This is a genomic window from Porphyromonas levii, assembly GCF_018206105.1.
GTDB classification, from domain to species: Bacteria; Bacteroidota; Bacteroidia; order Bacteroidales; family Porphyromonadaceae; genus Porphyromonas_A; species Porphyromonas_A levii.
Genome location: NZ_JADRGN010000008.1, coordinates 18,862 through 35,369, shown reverse-complemented (window position 1 = coordinate 35,369; position 16,508 = coordinate 18,862). Strand labels below are relative to the sequence as shown.

14 protein-coding genes are annotated in these 16,508 nt (G+C 49.0%); 10 read left to right on the top strand and 4 right to left on the bottom strand.

All coding sequences use genetic code 11. The annotated features are described in order from the left end of the window. Window positions 1-17 precede the first annotated feature (17 nt). From hemN to IX315_RS02970, 3 genes are read right to left on the bottom strand one after another with little or no spacing between them, the layout of a single operon-like run. Window positions 18-1,382 carry an oxygen-independent coproporphyrinogen III oxidase gene (gene hemN / locus IX315_RS02980; protein WP_134849631.1) on the bottom strand — a complete coding sequence of 455 codons (1,365 nt, stop codon included), beginning with the start codon at window positions 1,380-1,382 and terminating at the stop codon, window positions 18-20. Next, window positions 1,379-2,596: an MFS transporter gene (locus tag IX315_RS02975; RefSeq protein ID WP_211635424.1), complete on the bottom strand. Its 1,218-nt coding sequence runs from the start codon at window positions 2,594-2,596 to the stop codon at window positions 1,379-1,381. Before IX315_RS02975 ends, hemN begins: the two co-directional genes overlap by 4 nt. Window positions 2,597-2,604: 8 nt before the next feature. Further along, window positions 2,605-4,659 (bottom strand): TonB-dependent receptor, encoded by a 2,055-nt coding sequence (locus IX315_RS02970; RefSeq protein ID WP_211833310.1) that lies wholly within the window; start codon window positions 4,657-4,659, stop codon window positions 2,605-2,607. Window positions 4,660-5,370: 711 nt separating this feature from the next. Here IX315_RS02970 and pfkA point away from each other — a divergent pair. The 10 genes from pfkA to IX315_RS02920 all read left to right on the top strand — a co-directional run bounded on the left by pfkA (window position 5,371) and on the right by IX315_RS02920 (window position 15,895). Further along, complete coding sequence (pfkA, locus tag IX315_RS02965) at window positions 5,371-6,369, top strand: 6-phosphofructokinase (protein ID WP_211837137.1); 999 nt, start codon at window positions 5,371-5,373, stop codon at window positions 6,367-6,369. A 38-nt stretch (window positions 6,370-6,407) separates the two neighbouring features. Further along, window positions 6,408-7,652, top strand: coding sequence for a Cof-type HAD-IIB family hydrolase (locus tag IX315_RS02960; RefSeq protein ID WP_244973071.1), 1,245 nt, complete (start codon window positions 6,408-6,410; stop codon window positions 7,650-7,652). Between the two features lie 217 nt (window positions 7,653-7,869). Then, window positions 7,870-8,457, top strand: coding sequence for a lipocalin family protein (locus IX315_RS02955; protein ID WP_018358461.1), 588 nt, complete (start codon window positions 7,870-7,872; stop codon window positions 8,455-8,457). Window positions 8,458-8,460: 3 nt separating this feature from the next. Next, window positions 8,461-8,727, top strand: a complete 267-nt coding sequence (locus IX315_RS02950) for a DUF4834 family protein (RefSeq protein WP_018358460.1) — start codon at window positions 8,461-8,463, stop codon at window positions 8,725-8,727. A gap of 141 nt (window positions 8,728-8,868) precedes the next feature. After that, window positions 8,869-10,164 (top strand): MFS transporter, encoded by a 1,296-nt coding sequence (locus IX315_RS02945; protein ID WP_211635427.1) that lies wholly within the window; start codon window positions 8,869-8,871, stop codon window positions 10,162-10,164. Between the two features lie 28 nt (window positions 10,165-10,192). After that, window positions 10,193-11,188, top strand: a complete 996-nt coding sequence (locus IX315_RS02940; protein ID WP_211837136.1) for a glycoside hydrolase family 130 protein — start codon at window positions 10,193-10,195, stop codon at window positions 11,186-11,188. After that, entirely contained in the window at window positions 11,188-12,468 is a 1,281-nt protein-coding gene (locus tag IX315_RS02935) for a peptidase U32 family protein (protein WP_211638134.1), read from the top strand. The genes IX315_RS02940 and IX315_RS02935 overlap by 1 nt, the downstream gene beginning before the upstream one ends. Continuing rightward, a complete protein-coding gene (locus IX315_RS02930) occupies window positions 12,465-12,884 on the top strand; it encodes an acyl-CoA thioesterase (RefSeq protein ID WP_018358456.1) in 420 nt (139 codons plus the stop codon). Before IX315_RS02935 ends, IX315_RS02930 begins: the two co-directional genes overlap by 4 nt. 4 nt (window positions 12,885-12,888) lie before the next feature. Next, window positions 12,889-14,022 carry a DNA-processing protein DprA gene (gene dprA, locus IX315_RS02925; RefSeq protein WP_211837135.1) on the top strand — a complete coding sequence of 378 codons (1,134 nt, stop codon included), beginning with the start codon at window positions 12,889-12,891 and terminating at the stop codon, window positions 14,020-14,022. A gap of 7 nt (window positions 14,023-14,029) precedes the next feature. Continuing rightward, window positions 14,030-15,895, top strand: a complete 1,866-nt coding sequence (locus tag IX315_RS02920) for an alpha-L-fucosidase (RefSeq protein WP_211635429.1) — start codon at window positions 14,030-14,032, stop codon at window positions 15,893-15,895. Between the two features lie 24 nt (window positions 15,896-15,919). Here IX315_RS02920 and IX315_RS02915 read toward each other — a convergent pair whose 3' ends face one another. Next, complete coding sequence (locus tag IX315_RS02915) at window positions 15,920-16,438, bottom strand: hypothetical protein (protein ID WP_134849627.1); 519 nt, start codon at window positions 16,436-16,438, stop codon at window positions 15,920-15,922. Between the last annotated feature and the right edge of the window lie 70 nt (window positions 16,439-16,508).

The window sequence follows — 16,508 nt, the reverse complement described above, 5'->3', positions numbered from 1 at the left end:
TTTCAATACCTACTCGTCTATATGGGCTTGGAGTAGGTGTTTCGGGTGTTACGTAGGAGAGGGTCCAGGCGCGAAGCTACATAGCGGAGGAATGGCGAGCCAGGTGTAGCCAGTTCAAAACCATCGTCCGTTAGGCGAATAAGTCCATCTACCTCTAGCTGTTTCATCTCTATAGCATCGTATGCTGTAGCCTTGCGTACCTCCTCAGGTGTCTGTCCCACGATACTTGCTATATCACTCCATGATAGGCGTTCATTGCACATCAGGGCTGTGATAACCTCTCTTGTAATCTGTTCCTCTTCCGTGAGCAGATAGCCACGGAGTATAGGTAGCTTGCCCTCCGAGATATTTCGGAGGTAAGAAGGTATGTGCTTTGTATTTTGTGTGTAAGCCGAGTTGAGTTGTGAGATAGCCGATACGCCAAATGCATACACCTGCCCAGTAGTTCGGCGTGAGCAATAGCCTTGGAAGTTGCGGTGTAGGGTATGCTCTTGCGCTGCCTGAAAGAGTTCATCGCTAGGCAATACAAAGTGATCCAACCCTATCTGTCGGTATCCGCTATCCAATAGACGATGGCGAGCTCTGCGGTACATCTCTGCCTTCGCATCATCGGTGGGTAATCCATGCCTTTCTAGTAGCTTTTGGGCAGGGAACATACTTGGCACGTGGGCGTAGGAGAAGGTTACTAATCGGCTTGGGCGTAAGTCTATTGCCCGTTGTATCGTCGCCTCAAAACTATCGGGTGTCTGTAGGGGAAGCCCATAAATAAAGTCTAGATTGAGCGGTACCCCTCGGTCGGAGAGGAGTTCGCGTACTTCCTCTATGGGCATCATAGGGGGAATACGATGCACAGCCTGGAGCACACTAGGCGAGAAGTCCTGTACTCCCAAGCTCATGCGGGTAAAGCCAAGTGCCAATAGCTCCTCGTACCCTTTTCGGTCTAGATGTCCCGGGTGTCCCTCTATCGCTATCTCGGGGCGCTCAATAAGGTCGAAGCGACTTGTGAGCTTATCTATCACCCTCCCTAGAAATTGAGGCGCAGCAATACTTGGACTCCCTCCGCCGAAGTGAATCTGTGCAATCTTTCGACTAGGATCTATGCGCTCAGTTATTAGGTCTATCTCCTTTAGGAGCGCTTCGAAATACGCTTGGTCATCCGCCCCCTTACTACGCACATATGAATTGCACCCACAGTAATGACAGAGCTGTTCACAGTAGGGGAAGTGGATATAGAAAGAGAGCTGACTTGGTCGCTCATTATTGGAGCACTCTATGGCAGTGACGAACTCGCGCTCGCCCACGCCCTCGTGGAAGAAGTTCGCCGGAGGATAGCTCGTGTACCTAGGTACAGGCACATTGTACTTGGATTGTATGTCATTCATCTGACCATAATCGTCTTGGGGTTGTAGAACCATATATAGATAGCCGTAAGTAGCCCTAGTATTAGTGACGTGGTAAATAGACCTGCGTAGGTGCTAACATCGGCAATACGAGAGAGCCCGATAGAGAAAGCCATCGAGCTGAGATGGGTCACCACTATCTGGACTGTGAAGTCGGTGCCCTCGCGCCCCTCCCGCACTAGATCCATGCTGGTAGTATAGACCAGAGTAGCAGCCATGCCATAGCTGAGCCATACCATGCCGATACCTATATATATAAGGTAGGTGCTATGGGGGAGGAGACCACGAGTGTAGGTGAGGAGAAAGAAGACCGACGTGCATACAATCATTAGGGCTACTAGCCGACGCATCCATTTCCGCCCAATGTGCTTTACCCCCAGTCCAGAGGCGAACGAACCAATCATTCCCATAGATGTGCCAAATATCCCTACCATAAAGCCGATAGACTTCATGTCATAGCCAAAGTCGACCATCATGGGGCGGAGGTTGGAGAGCAGACCTATGATACCTGTATAGAAAAGCACCAAGAAGAGAAGGTGCTTGTATATCCCTTTCTGAGCGAAGAAGGTAAACATATCCCGTGGAGTTGCCTTCGGACGGTTCGACATTCGCGAAGGCTGCAACAATATATGCCTATTCTGTAGAAGGGGAATAAGAGCTACCAGCACGAAAAGCGCTACTATAGGCAGGATATGATTCCATCCAAACTTGTGGAAGAGCACAAGCAATACGCCACTCCCCACCATACTACCGGCAAATGAGCCCATAGATTGCATGCTATTGAGCAACCCTCGATCGCTCGGGGCAAAAGCACGTGCAGCAAGAGCGTCTGTAGCAATGTCTTGGGTCGCAGACATCACGAAGGCGAGTAGTATGAATCCGATAACGAGCACCGGCTGTGTCTCTAGCTTTAGGAGCGCTACACCTAGTATGATAAGGGCATACAATAGTTCCGAAATCACAATCCACCGCTTATAATCCACCACCTCCTTGGTGTGCCTATCTACAAGTGGCGACCATAGGAACTTAACAATCCAAGGCAACTTTATCAACTTGATAAGCGAGATGGCCGTGAGGGTATAATCTCCTTGTCGCATCAATATCGGTAGCACCGCAGCAAAGAAAGCCATTGGTACCGATTGCGCAATATAGAGTGTAAAGAATGTCCCTAGGTTGTATGCCTTCTTAATCCCCATTGTTGCTATCAAAAGTCGTAGGTAATACTCACCCCTATAGTCCTAGGACGCCCGGGCTTACCCATTTTCTTTGGCTCTACGGTATAGAAATACCCAAGGTAGCTACTATTCAATAGGTTATTCCCATAGATCGTCCAGCGCAATCCCCTTTTCTTTACAGCTATCGAAGCATCGAGTAGGTGGTAGAATGCCTGCTTTGCCGCGTTGTCTTCGTGCCAGTACATATCCCCAATGCCTTTGTACCCAAGGTGCAAAGTGAGTTTTTCACTCAGCACACTCCTGAGGGGTAAGGTATACTCTGTATTGGCAGCGAGGGTATGGCGGGGGACAAAGGGTAGGAAGTGCCCTCTAAACTGATCGGTATCGGTAAAGACGGCATGAGTATAACCATAAGCTGCAGAGGCTTGCCACCTATCGGTGATATGCGCCTCGAGAGCTGCCTCTACTCCCTTGCTAAGCGTGCTACCTGCATTGTAAGTCGCTTGTCCGAGTCCCGGGATGGTTTTATTGAGTTGTTTGTCCTTGGTATCAATGGCAAATAGTACCACTTCTCCATAGAGACGGTGTGGAAGCAACCACCCTTTAGTCCCCACCTCATAGTTCCAACTTCTTTCGGCTCCGTAGCTTCTGTTCTCCTCTCCCACATATACGGTATTAAATCCGCCTGTGGTATAGCCCTGTGATACGGTGGCATAAAGCTGGATATCTGGAGTAAAGAAATACTGAACCGATACTTTCGGAGTGATATGGAAAAAGGGCATCGCATGGTTGTCCTTAGTCTCTTTCTGCCCCTTTCGTTCGAAGTATCCTAGGCGAGCATGCTCATAATCTAGGCGTGCGCCTGCTTCTAGCCTAAGTCGCTGCCATAGCGTGAGGGTAGACTGGTGGTAAAGCGAAGCACCCCAAGTGAGTTCGTCATTGAGCCGATGTATCTCTACCGCACGCGGTAGTACCATCGTCACATCTGCGGTTCGGTCTATCTTCTGTTGGAAGGCAAAGGCACCCACGCGCCAGTTGTATGCCTCCTTATTCTTGCCCTCAAGGGTCAGCTCCTGGGAGAATAGCTTCTGCCTTTCTGTCTGAAGTACATACGCCGCATTGACCGAGGTGCCGTCTTGATCCACATCATAGCGAGCATCCACTAGGTGAGCAGATATCTGTCCTCTTAGCAGATACTTATCAGCATGATGGGTTACGAGCAAACCTCCATCATATAGCTTGCGGTCGTATTGGCTCTTGTGGTCGAGGTCGGCAGGCGCTACCGTCATCGTCTTTGTATCCACTGCACCGTAGGTAAAGGCACCTTGGCGTGTAAGGTCAAAGCTATTAGTAAAGCGCACCATTGTATTGGCATTGGGCGACCACTCTAGCTTTGCACTGAGTGCCCCCTGATGAGCACGATCCGACATACTTCCGTCATAAGTATTGGGAATGTAGCCACGGAAAAACCTATAATTACCCGAGATAGAGAGTGCCCAGTGCTCGCTTAGCCTATTGAGGTGAGCGATGCTGGCAGTTGCCTCTCCTAGACTACTGCCATTGATCCTAATGGTAGTCCCTTGGTGTTTGAAAGGAGAGCGAGTCTGAACCAAGATAATGCCACCCATGGCGTTTCTTCCAAAGGTCGTGCCTTGAGGTCCTCTTAGAAACTCCACTTGCTCCACATCATTGAGCGTGATATCGAAAGTAGACTTCTCGAAGTGCGGTACACCATCCACATACATCACGACAGCGGGTCTCAGCTTAGAGCCTACTCCACGTACCAATACCGACGAAGTGTGCGGGGTATCTCGGTCTATCATTATGAAGTTGGGCACCATCCCAGTAAAGTCCTTTATGTTTGTCACGCCTCTATTATTGAGCGTATTCAGGTCGATAGAAGTAGAGCTAATGGGCTGCGCTTGTAGTTTCGTTTGTGCCTTTACCCCCATTACCACCAAGTCATCTAGCTTGTAATAAGTGAGTGAATCTACATGCTCTGCCTTTGCCTCTTTCCAATTCAATACTAGGCTACTAGCTATCACAGCTACAGTAGCCAGACGATGCCACAATGATTGCTTCACGATTGATAATTTATTTGTTACGTACTCAACTCCTCTAGTTTGTATATTTGCTCGGTAGCCTTTTGCGACAGAGGTTCCTAAACATATAAAATAAAGGTAGCGCAAAGATACTATTTTTCTCCTGCATCTGATTTTTGAGGCTTCGTGCTCTGGCTGAAGTTTTGTCCTAGTTTCCCTAGGTATTAGGGGCAAAGCAGGCTTGGGATAATTTTGAAAACGGTGCTAATGTAATCGCCTAATATATTTATTTATCAATATGTTACAGTGATAGATGTTCGTAATGTCTAGATGTGTCTTATCTAGAATCACAACGCCAAAATATTTCTCATTACTCTTAATCCCTATTTGGTTACGTTGCGCTGGATTGTAGTCGCCTGAGCGCTCGTTGTGGCTCGCCTGAGTAGCGAAATTTATTCCTAGGAATAAATAAAACTTTTCCTAGAGATAAATATATTTATTTGTACAGAAAAATAAATTTATTCCTAGGAATAAATTTGCATCCTAGCGCGAGTCGTGGAAAGTACTAGCCATCAGCGATTTATCTCCTCGGCTATATCCTGAAATTTGCCATGCGAAGAAGTGCGTAGTGGGTAGGTTATTACACCTATTGACAAACAGCAGCTGATTGTGCGGGAGAGTGCTTTTTGGTATCTTTGTATGGTAATGAGGGAGGAGATAGTTTAGGTTATTAAATTCATTAAGTCAGTAATTATGTGCGATATTAGCGGAGGTTATCAGGTTAGGTGTATCGGTATTCTCACATCGGGAGGTGATGCCCCTGGTATGAATGCTGCCGTCCGTGCCGTTACCCGTACAGCCATCTACAAAGGGCTACAGGTGAAGGGTATTTACCGTGGTTATAAGGGGTTGATCAGTGATGAGATAAAGGACTTCCAAACTGAGAACGTCAGTAATATCATCCAGCGTGGTGGTACTGTACTGAAGACCGCTAGGAGCGATGAGTTTAGAACGCATGAGGGTCGTGTGCAAGCCTATGAAAATATGCGGAAGCATGGGATTGATGCCCTCGTGGTAATAGGGGGTGACGGCACACTTACGGCAGCCAAGTTATTTGCCGCTGAGTTCAACATCCCGATAGTCGGTATCCCTGGAACTATCGATAACGACTTAAGTGGTACCGATAGTACCATCGGCTATGCTACCGCCCTCAATACCATTATGGATGCTGTGGATAAAATCAGAGATACAGCATCGTCCCACGACCGTCTATTTGTGGTGGAGGTGATGGGTAGAGACGCTGGTTTCTTGGCGCTCAATGGCGCTATCGCTTCGGGTGCTGAGGTGGCGATTATTCCTGAATATAAGGAGGCAGAAGATCAGATTACTCAGATGATTGCCAATGGTTTCCGAAAAAGTAAGAATAGTAGTATTGTGCTTGTGGCAGAGAGCGAAGCAACTGGTGGGGCGCTTGGCGTAGCTGAGCGAATCAAGGAGGGACATCCGGAGTACGATGTGCGTGTCTCTATTTTGGGGCATATGCAGAGGGGTGGGAGCCCTTGTGCTCAAGATAGGATTTTAGCAAGCCGTATGGGGGTTGCCGCTGTGGAAGCGTTGCTGGATGGTCAGCGCAATGTGATGGTTGGTATAGTTAATGACGAGATTGTGCTCGTGCCATTTAGCCGTGCTATCAAGGATGATAAGACGGTAGACCGTGCTATGGTGAAGGCCTTGGAGATGTTGTCGCTGTAGTGGAATTATTATAAGTAAGGAAGGAGTAGCGTATGGGGATGAAGTATAAGATAATGGCCTTCGACCTCGATGGTACGTTGGTAGACGATCAGAAACGCCTATTGCCTGGTACGGTAGGCGCTATTATGGCGGTGCAACAGTTGGGCGTAAAGGTGGTATTGGCTAGTGGTCGACCAACCTTTGGTTGCCGACAGGTGGCTAAAGAACTGAGGTTGGACGAGTTCGGTGGCTACATCATGTCGTACAATGGCGGGAAGATTACCTCGTGTGAGGATGGCAAGATATTGGCACGTAGAGCACTCCCTAAGGAACAACTTGCATATCTTTATGAGGCCGTAAAAGCGGAGCCCGACTTGGCTATGTTTTCGTACCTCAATCAGACCATTATATCTGAGCAACCTGATAATGAGTATGTGCAGGAGGAGAAGAGGGTCAATGGTGGGATGCCTATCCAGCGGGTGGAGCATCTCCTAGAGGCACTCACTCATGACCCTCTTAAGGTCGCTGTGGTCGGAGAGTCGAGTCGCCTCTATCAGCTCAAGGAACGTATGGAAGCGCACTATGGAGAAACGCTCAACTTCTTCCTTACTAATGAGCACTTCCTGGATGCTGTGCCGAGTGGCGTGGATAAGGGATCTTCGCTCGCTTTCTTGCTCAAGGAGCTGGGGTTGGAACGTAGTGAACTGATAGCTGTAGGCGATAGCTACAATGACCTTAGCATGATACAGCTTGCGGGTCTGGGTGTGGCTATGGCCAATGCAACGGAGGCGGTGAAGCGGTCGGCCGACTATGTTACCACAAGCAATAACGAGGGTGGTATCTTCCATTTGCTCAATAAGTTTGTCCTTAATCCCGATCAGACTCATGCCGAGGAAATCAATGTAGAGGACCTCAATAGGATGATGGAGGGGCATACTCTGATGAGTGCACTTGGTATCAAGTGTATCAAGCTAGAACCAGGCTACGTGGAGTGCACTATGCCAGTGGATAAGCGGACACAGCAACCTATGGGAATACTGCATGGTGGTGCTTCACTTGCGCTTGCAGAGACGGTAGCGGGGTACGGCTCTATTCTTTTACTTAGGGAGAATGAAATACAGGTAGGGATGCAGGCGAGTGGTAATCACATTAGTTCGGCTCACTCTGGCGATGTTGTCCATGCTATTGGGAGGGTAATCCACCAAGGTAAGAGTACGCATGTATGGGATGTGGAGGTGCGTACGGAGATGGGTAAGCTGGTGAATACGACGAGGGTGGTGAATAGTATCATCAAGAAGCGCTAAGGAGGGGGTCTAAAGGCACAACTACTGCGTTGCTTTGCCTGTGGGCGACCTTCGGTTCGGCATTCGGGCTTGGTCACGTACGTGTGTACGTGATCAAGCCTGTTCCTTTTCGTATTATTGTTTGTGGTTTATAAAATATCCAAATATCGAGGGGGTCTATTCTTTTTTGGGTACTTTTGGAGTCTTGATATGTGGGATAGTGTAGAAGATTTTGATTATGATAGATAATAAGTTGAAGATAAATATACTTCGTGGAGCACTAGTAGCTATAGCAGGTACTACAGCAGCCGCTGTGGGCGCACTGTGGTATCGGTCGCGCCATTCGGTGCCCAAGGGAGTGGAGCCATTGACTCCGTTTGAGCTAGAGAGGTTTCTCGGCAAGTGGTATGAGATTGCCCGTATGGATGTTCGCTTTGAGCGCAATCTTATCAATACTGCGGCAGACTATCAGTTGAGTGATGAGGGGGTGGTGAGTGTACTTAATACGGGTTATAATGTACAAAAGGAGAAGTGGGAACAAGCTCGTGGAGCGCTTCGATTTGTCGGAGAGAGCGATACTGCCGCTATGGAGGTGAGCTTCTTTGGTCCTTTTTTCTCTGGCTACAATGTCGTGGCTATTGAGGGAGACTATGAGTATGCGCTTATCGTAGGTAGGCGCACGGATATATGTTGGATTCTCTCGCGCACACCAGATATTCCTGTGGATGTGCAGACTAAGTTGCTAAGCAAGGCGATGAGTATCGGCGTCAATATCAATAATCTCAGTTGGATAGAGCAGAGTGGGCAAGAGCCTACGGAGTTGTAACGTATGGGATCATTTATACTATTTATACTGCTATTACCGCTCTTACTACTTCTTTATTTTGCTTTTGTCTACCGGAGGTCGCTTCTCGGTATCTATAGGATGCGTGAACAATACAAAGAAGCTCAGCGGCAAGCGGAAGAGGAGCAAGAGCGTAGGGAGCGGGTACGTAAGCAGACAGAACCAGAGCAGTCTAGCGTGGAGCGCATCAAGGATGCTTCGATAGACCTCGATGGCGGTGAATATGTCGACTACGAGGAGGTGAAGGAGTAAGGTGTACGCACTCTAGAAAGGTTAGAGATAGGCGAGGACGTCAAGGAGATCGAGGCATAATCTGCTGAGAGATGCTTGGCGCCTTTTTCTCTATGTGAGTGAAAATGCCTAAATTTGTGGGTATAAGAGAAAGATAGTAGGATGGATAGTACGAGGATTGAGCGGGGAAAGAGCCCCGCACTCTGGGTTCCGACGGTGTACTTCGCTATGGGACTGCCGATGGTGATGCTGTCGGATGTATCGCTTTTGATGTTTAAGGATCTGGGTATTTCGGATGCTCAGATTACTTTTTGGGCTTCGCTCCTTATCTTACCTTGGAGTCTGAAGCCTTTATTTAGTCCACTGATGGAACTAGTGGGCACCAAGAAGCAGTATGTAGTGCTGACAGAGGTCGTCTCGGCAGTGATGCTTGGGCTTATCTTTGCTGGGCTTGGGTTGAGTAACTTCTTTGTAGTGACTATTGCCCTAATGGCTATTATGGCAGTAAGTGGGTCTATTCACGATATAGCTGGTGACGGCACTTACATGCAGCACCTCGACCTCAAGCAACAAAGCGAGTACATAGGGTGGCAAGGAGCCGCCTATAATATTGCTAAGATATTTGCCCGAGGTGGCTTGGTATGGCTTGTGGGAACACTCTCGGCAAGCTATGGGGTGCTGCAGTCGTGGCGGATTGTCTTTATGCTAGCGGCTGTGATCATGCTATTGGTTGCCCTGTATCACACTGTATTACTCCCGGGTAGCTTCAAACGGAATGAGGGAAGGGAGCATAGGCAGACCGTTGGCAGTGCCATAGAAAGCTTCCTGAAGATCTTCGCTTCATTCCTGACCAAGAAGTATATCTGGTACTACTTGATATTTATCTTGCTGTATCGGTTTACTGAAGGATTGGCGATGAAGGTGGCTCCTCTCTTCTTGAAGGCAGATACTGCAGCGGGAGGTTTGGCTATGTCCAATGAGCAATTCGGACTAATATATGGGACAGCAGGAACGGCCGCTTTTATTCTCGGTAGCATACTGAGTGGCTATTATATTAGTCATTATGGTCTGAAGAAGGTGCTATTTAAGTTGGCGCTTATCTTCAATATCCCCTTTGTGGTGTACTTCCTACTCGCTTACTTCCAGCCAGATAATATCTGGTGGGCAGCGAGCGGTATTACGTTGGAGTACTTCGGATATGGCTTTGGTTTTGTGGGGCTCAACCTCTTCATGATGCAACAGGTAGCACCAGGAGAGCATCAGATGGCGCACTATGCTATTGGCACCAGTCTGATGAATCTTAGTGTGGTTATCCCTGGCTTGATGAGTGGTGCTATTAGCGATGCGGTAGGGTATAAGTACTTCTTCCTTATCGCCCTTCTTGTGGCAATACCAGGGTTGATTTCGGCCTACATAGTGCCCTTCAGCTATGATGATGAGGGCAGAAAGATAGTGTAAGATTTAGGTTAATAATAAATACGAGGTTATGAGTATAGAGATTGTAGGGCAACCAATGCCCAATATGCCTTGGGAGGATCGCCCAGAGGGTTCAAAAGATGTGTTGTGGCGCTATAGTAAGAATCCTGTGATTGGGAGGTACGCAACGCCACATAGTAATAGTATCTTTAATAGCGCAGTAGTACCATTCAAGGATGGTTTCGCGGGTGTATTCCGTGTGGATGATAAGAATCGCCGCATGCGCCTGCATGTAGGCTTTAGTAAAGACGGTATCCATTGGGATATCAGACCAGAGAAGATAGAATTTACTTGCGATATCCCTGAGGTTGACGAATGGGTCTATGGCTATGACCCTCGTGTAGTAGAGATGGATGGTAAGTATTATGTGACTTGGTGCAATGGCTACCACGGTCCTACTATTGGTGTGGCTTGGACTGAGGACTTCGAGACCTTCCATCAGGTGGAGAATGCTTTCCTCCCATTTAATAGGAATGGTGTGCTCTTCCCACGTAAGATCAACGGCAACTTCGCTATGCTCTCTCGCCCAAGCGATAACGGTCACACCGCTTTTGGCGATATCTTCTATAGCGAGAGCCCCGACCTTGAGTACTGGGGTAGGCATAGGCATGTAATGGCGCCAGCAGCGTTTGAGCTAAGTGCTTGGCAGTGCCTCAAGGTAGGTGCCGGTCCTATCCCTATCGAGACGAGTGAGGGATGGCTTTTGATCTATCACGGTGTGTTGCGTAGCTGCAATGGCTATGTCTATGCCTTTGGTAGTGCATTGCTAGATAAGGATGAGCCTTGGAAGATGATTGCCCGCAGCGGTGAGTATCTTATTAGTCCACTTACCGAGTATGAGTGTATGGGCGATGTGCCTAATGTGACCTTCCCATGTGCCGCCGTGCACGACCCTGAGACCGGAAGGATAGCCGTGTATTATGGTGCCGCCGATAGCGTTACTGGTCTAGCATTTGGCTATATCGACGAAATCATTAAGTTTACCAAGGAAACTAATATCCTATAATGAAGCAAGAAGGACTGAGTCGTAAGGATTTTGAGATCATGGCGCCTGTGGGCAGCTGGGAGTCACTCCATGCAGCTATCCAAGGGGGTGCCAATGCAGTGTATTTTGGTATAGAAGGGCTCAATATGAGAGCCCGTAGTGCCAAGACGTTTGATACTGAGGACATGCGGCAGATAGTGAAGATCTGCGACGAGCATGGTATCAAGAGCTATCTTACGGTCAATACCATTATCTATGATGGTGATATGGCGCTACTGCATCAGATTGTAGACTCAGCCAAAGAGGTAGGCGTCTCGGCAATCATCGCAAGCGATATTGCTGCTATGAGCTATGCCCATGAGCGCGGTGTGGAAGTGCATCTATCGGTTCAGCTTAATATCACCAACGTAGAGGCACTTAGGTTCTATGCCCGCTTCGCAGACGTTGTGGTACTCGCTAGAGAGCTTAATCTGGATCAGGTAGATGAGATCCACCGTGCGATACTAGAGCAAGACATCAGAGGTCCAAGGGGTGAACTCATCAGGATAGAGATGTTCGCCCATGGGGCGCTCTGTATGGCAGTGAGTGGTAAGTGCTACCTCAGTCTGCACGAGATGAATAGCAGCGCCAATCGTGGTGCCTGCAATCAGATCTGCCGCCGTAGCTATACCGTTAAGGATAATAGCAGCGACACCGAACTGGAGATAGAGAATGAGTACATCATGTCGCCCAAGGACCTCAAGACCATTCACTTCATGAATAAGATGATGGACGCTGGTGTGCGTGTGTTTAAGATAGAGGGAAGGGCAAGAGGTCCTGAGTACGTGCGGACGGTATGCGAGTGCTACAATGAAGCGATACTCGCTCATCTGGAAGATGCCTATACCGACGAGAAGATTGCCAACTGGGACGAACGCCTAGCCAAGGTCTTTAATCGCGGCTTCTGGAATGGCTATTATCTTGGACAGAGACTAGGGGAGTGGACCCATAAGTACGGTTCGTCGGCAACTCAAGTCAAGACTCACGTGGGTAAGGTGGTAAAGTACTTTAGCCAGATTGGCGTAGCAGAGTTTGAACTAGAGGGCGGATACATCGCAGAGGGAGAGGAACTATTGGTAGCTGGTCCTACTACCGGCGCTGTTTTCTTCACCGCCAACGATATGCGGGTTGAGGATAAAGCCCTTGAAAAGATAGATGAAAAGGGGCTTCGCTTTAGCGTGAAGATACCTGAGAAGGTACGACCAGGCGATGCCCTCTATGTAATGAGATACGTAAAGAACAACAAAAGTAAATTCCAATGAACAATCTACCAAAGAAAGAGTACCTCTATCTCGTCGAGATGAAGGTGCGTGATTACGAGTGCGACTTACAGGGAGTAGTGAATAATGCGAACTATCAGCATTATATGGAGCATGCCCGCCACGAGTTCCTGGAGAGCTTGGGCGATAACTTCGGACGTATGCACGATGCCGGTTATGACGCTTTTATCTCTCGTGTGGAGATAGACTATAAGGTGTCCCTCAAGAGTGGAGACCGGTTTTGGGTAGGGCTCAATATCCACCGCGACGGTGCTAAGCTGGTATTCGATCAGGATGTTATCCGTATGTCCGACCAAAAGGTCTGCGCTGCAGGACACATCTTCTCTGTGTTGGTGCATAATGGTAGACTCACCCGAGGCGAGTATTTCGACCAGTTGTTACAAGGTCTAGAATACTAGAAATATGGCAGACTTCTATCAGCTCTCGCCCGAGGAGTGGGCGTTACTTGTACTGAGCCTTACTGATGGTATTGGTCCTGTAACGGCGAGGGCTCTGATAGAGGAGATGGGTTCGGCAGCTGCAGTGGTCTCCGCTACGGCTGCCGAACTTGCGTCTGTGCCCAATGTCCGACCCAAGCTAGCGCGACTACTCTTGTCGGGAGAGGGGACGCGAAAGGCAGAAGAAGAGCTCGCCAAGCTCAATCAATTGGCAAGTCATGGGGTGAATATACAGATGCTCTTCACTGGGTCGCCCAACTACCCAGCCTATCTTGACCATTGCTTCGACGCTCCTCTCGTGCTTTATGTTCGGGGGCAGGTGCCGAACACACCCATGATTAGTATAGTAGGTACCCGAAAGAATACTGTCTATGCCCAAGATCTGATCCAATACCTCATGCAAGGGATAGCCACTCATCGCCCCGATATTACCATCGTGAGTGGCTTAGCCTACGGAGTAGATAAGCTGGCGCACCAGACTGCCCTAGCGCATGGGCTGAAGAGCGTGGGCGTGGTAGCGCATGGGCACTACACCCTTTACCCCTCCAGCCATCGGAGATTAGCCGAGACAATGATGGCGCAGGGCGGAGGGATAGTCACCGAATACCCCTATGATACTCGGGCACTTCCACAGAGGTTTGTGCAGCGCAATAGGATTGTAGCCGGGCTTAGTCATGCTACCCTAGTGATAGAAAGTGCAGAGCGGGGCGGTTCGCTTATCACTGCCAATATCGCTTTTGACTATGGTCGCTCTCTCTTCGCTGCTCCTGGCAGAGTGTTCGACCCAGCATCGGCAGGCTGTAATCGCTTAATAGAAAGACAGAAAGCCTCTATTATCACAAGTCCGGAGCAGATCTTACGCGAGATTAATCTCCTTCCTGATTTGCCCCAACAGCCTATGCTCCCCTTTGCAGAGGAGCAACCAGACCAGGATCCAATTATTCACGAACTACGTACCTCGGGCGAACTGACCCTAGAGGATCTATCCCTCCGATTGGGAGAAGACGTCCCCACTATCTCGGGTCGGCTATTCGACCTCGAGTTAGATGGACTTATCCGTTCGCTCCCAGGCAGTCGCTATTGTATCAAGAACTACTAGTCCACACATGAAACAACTCCTTCTATCCCTCATTATATTAATCGCCAGCACTACTGCAATCGCTCAGAGCAATTGGTATGCCGATAAGTACTCTATGTTTGTTCACTACGGGCTTTACTCTATCCCCGCAGGGGTCTTCGACGGCAAGCCTGTAGAGCGGGGGTATTCCGAGCAGATACTGACCTTTGGAATAGGATTTAGTGACTGGTACGAGGCGTATACACGGGAGTTCACCGCTGAGCACTTCGATGCAGATAAGATAGTGGCACTAGCTAAAGCCGGTGGTATGCGTAGCGTGGTGATGACCAGCAAACACCACGATGGCTTCTGCCTCTTCGATACCAAGACAACCGATTACAATGTGATGAATACCCCTGCAGGGCGTGACCTACTTGGCGAGCTTGCCGAAGCGTGTCATCGCGAGGGTATAGGCTTTGGTATCTACTTCTCTTTGATAGATTGGCACTACCCCTATGCCATGCCTTTCAGTTCGCACAATGCTGATGCTGCTACACCTCCGCACCACGAGTACAATAAAGCGCAGGTACGAGAGCTGCTCACCAAGTATGGTAGGGTAGACGAACTGTGGTTCGATATGGGGAGCCTCACCAATGAGCAGAGTGCTGAGCTCTATGCCTTGGTACACGAGCTGCAGCCCCATTGTATGGTCAGTGGGCGTCTGGGCAATGACTATGCCGACTTCTGTGTAATGGCGGATAACGAATACCCCGATTACCTCATGGCGATGCCCTGGCAGACTGCCGCCTCTATGTTCGACGAAACTTGGGGCTATCGCTCTTGGCAAGAGCGTGGCGAGGTTGAGGATAAGGTGAAAGAAAAGCTCGCCTCGCTCATCAAGGTGGTAGCCTATGGCGGTAAGTATCTACTCAATATCGGTCCTATGGGCGATGGCACCATAGTCCCCTTTGAGTCCGAAGTTATCAAACGTATCGGTGCGGAGATAGAGCCCATCAGCTCTATGCTCTACAATACCCACCCAGCAGCGGAGGGAGATGCCCTTGCCACTATCTCTGCGGACTGGAAGACACGCTATTCCTTTGTGCTAAAAGGTGGAGCCAAGCCCGCTGGAAGTACGCTCGTAGCTCATAATACCTACTACGATGTCTATGCTCAGCCTTGGAAGGCACCAAGGGAGAAGCCTCTATCGGGCCCCCTTACGACCCTCCAAGCCAAGCCGCTCTTTGCCCATTCCTCTGCCGATTATTATGCAAGCTTCCGTAGCATCGTAGGCTATGAGTGGGCAATTGGCAAGCGAAAGACTATCACACTGAGCTATACCGATACCGAAGTAGGGCGTACCTTGCTGGTCAATGGAAAGGAACTGCACCTCGCACCTCAGAAGACCACTTATGTGCCTATAGGAAACTACGAGTGGGGCGCTCTAGAGGAAGCCAAACAAAGAGGGCGCATGGCGACTATTTCTGAGCAACCCGAGTGGAGCCCCTCGCTGGATCACCTACAAGAGGGCGTATCTCTAGAGCTAGGTTTTAGCCAAGGCAAGCTTTATCGCCAGCACTTACAGGCTCCCGAAGCACAGTTGGCGATGTTCGATATTACCTACTCGGATGGCGTACTCGTCTACCTCAATGGCACCTATATTGATGGTGGTATACATAGGGAAGCGGGTAATGGCAAGCTAAGCCTCTGTCTTCCACTAAGGCGTGGAGATAATGAGCTACTGATTAAGGTATACAACCGTTGGAACCGCGATGCCTACCTTCAGGTAGCGCCCCGAGCATACACTGCTCATGAGCAACGCTTATGCGTATCAGACAACCACCTACGTATCACCAAGCTACAGCAAGCACCGCTAGCTTCGCCAGCACACCTGAGTAATATCCGAATAGAGTAGGGCACTGGCGAAAAAGTCTCTTCGTTACTTCTCCTTCTCCTTGCTCTTTTTCTGAGCTTCTATGAGAGCGGCAGTTCGTTTCTCCTCCGCTTCTTTGCGCTCTTGCTCAAAGCGGCGCCTATCATTGATGCGAATTTGTTCGAAGTCTTTATCAGAGTCTATCACCACCAGCGTATTATTCTCGAAGACTAAGCGGTATACCATTGGTGTAGCTTTCTCCATCCAGCCATGTCGGCTATAAGAGCCTCTGTATACGAATATCTCGCGCAATCCGTCTGAGTAGGCCTCCCTATTGATAAAGTCGGGCTGATATTGAATAAAGTTCAATACGTTTTGCTTCGTCATACCGAGCTCCAGCGAATTGATACGCTGATGGATGTTGCTGTCCCTATTGTAGTACGCCTCGAACGATTTGCAGCTCGGAAGCACAAGAGCAAGAAGTAAGATAAGAGGGATGAGGCAAGTGCTCGAAGGGGTGTTTCTACATACCAATTTCATAATAGCATTACTACCAATAGGGGTAGCCGTTACAAATGTACTCATTTTCCCTAAATCGCAAATAGGCTACACAGCTCATCCGTGAGATATGTAGCCTATTCTCTTATGTTCGTGA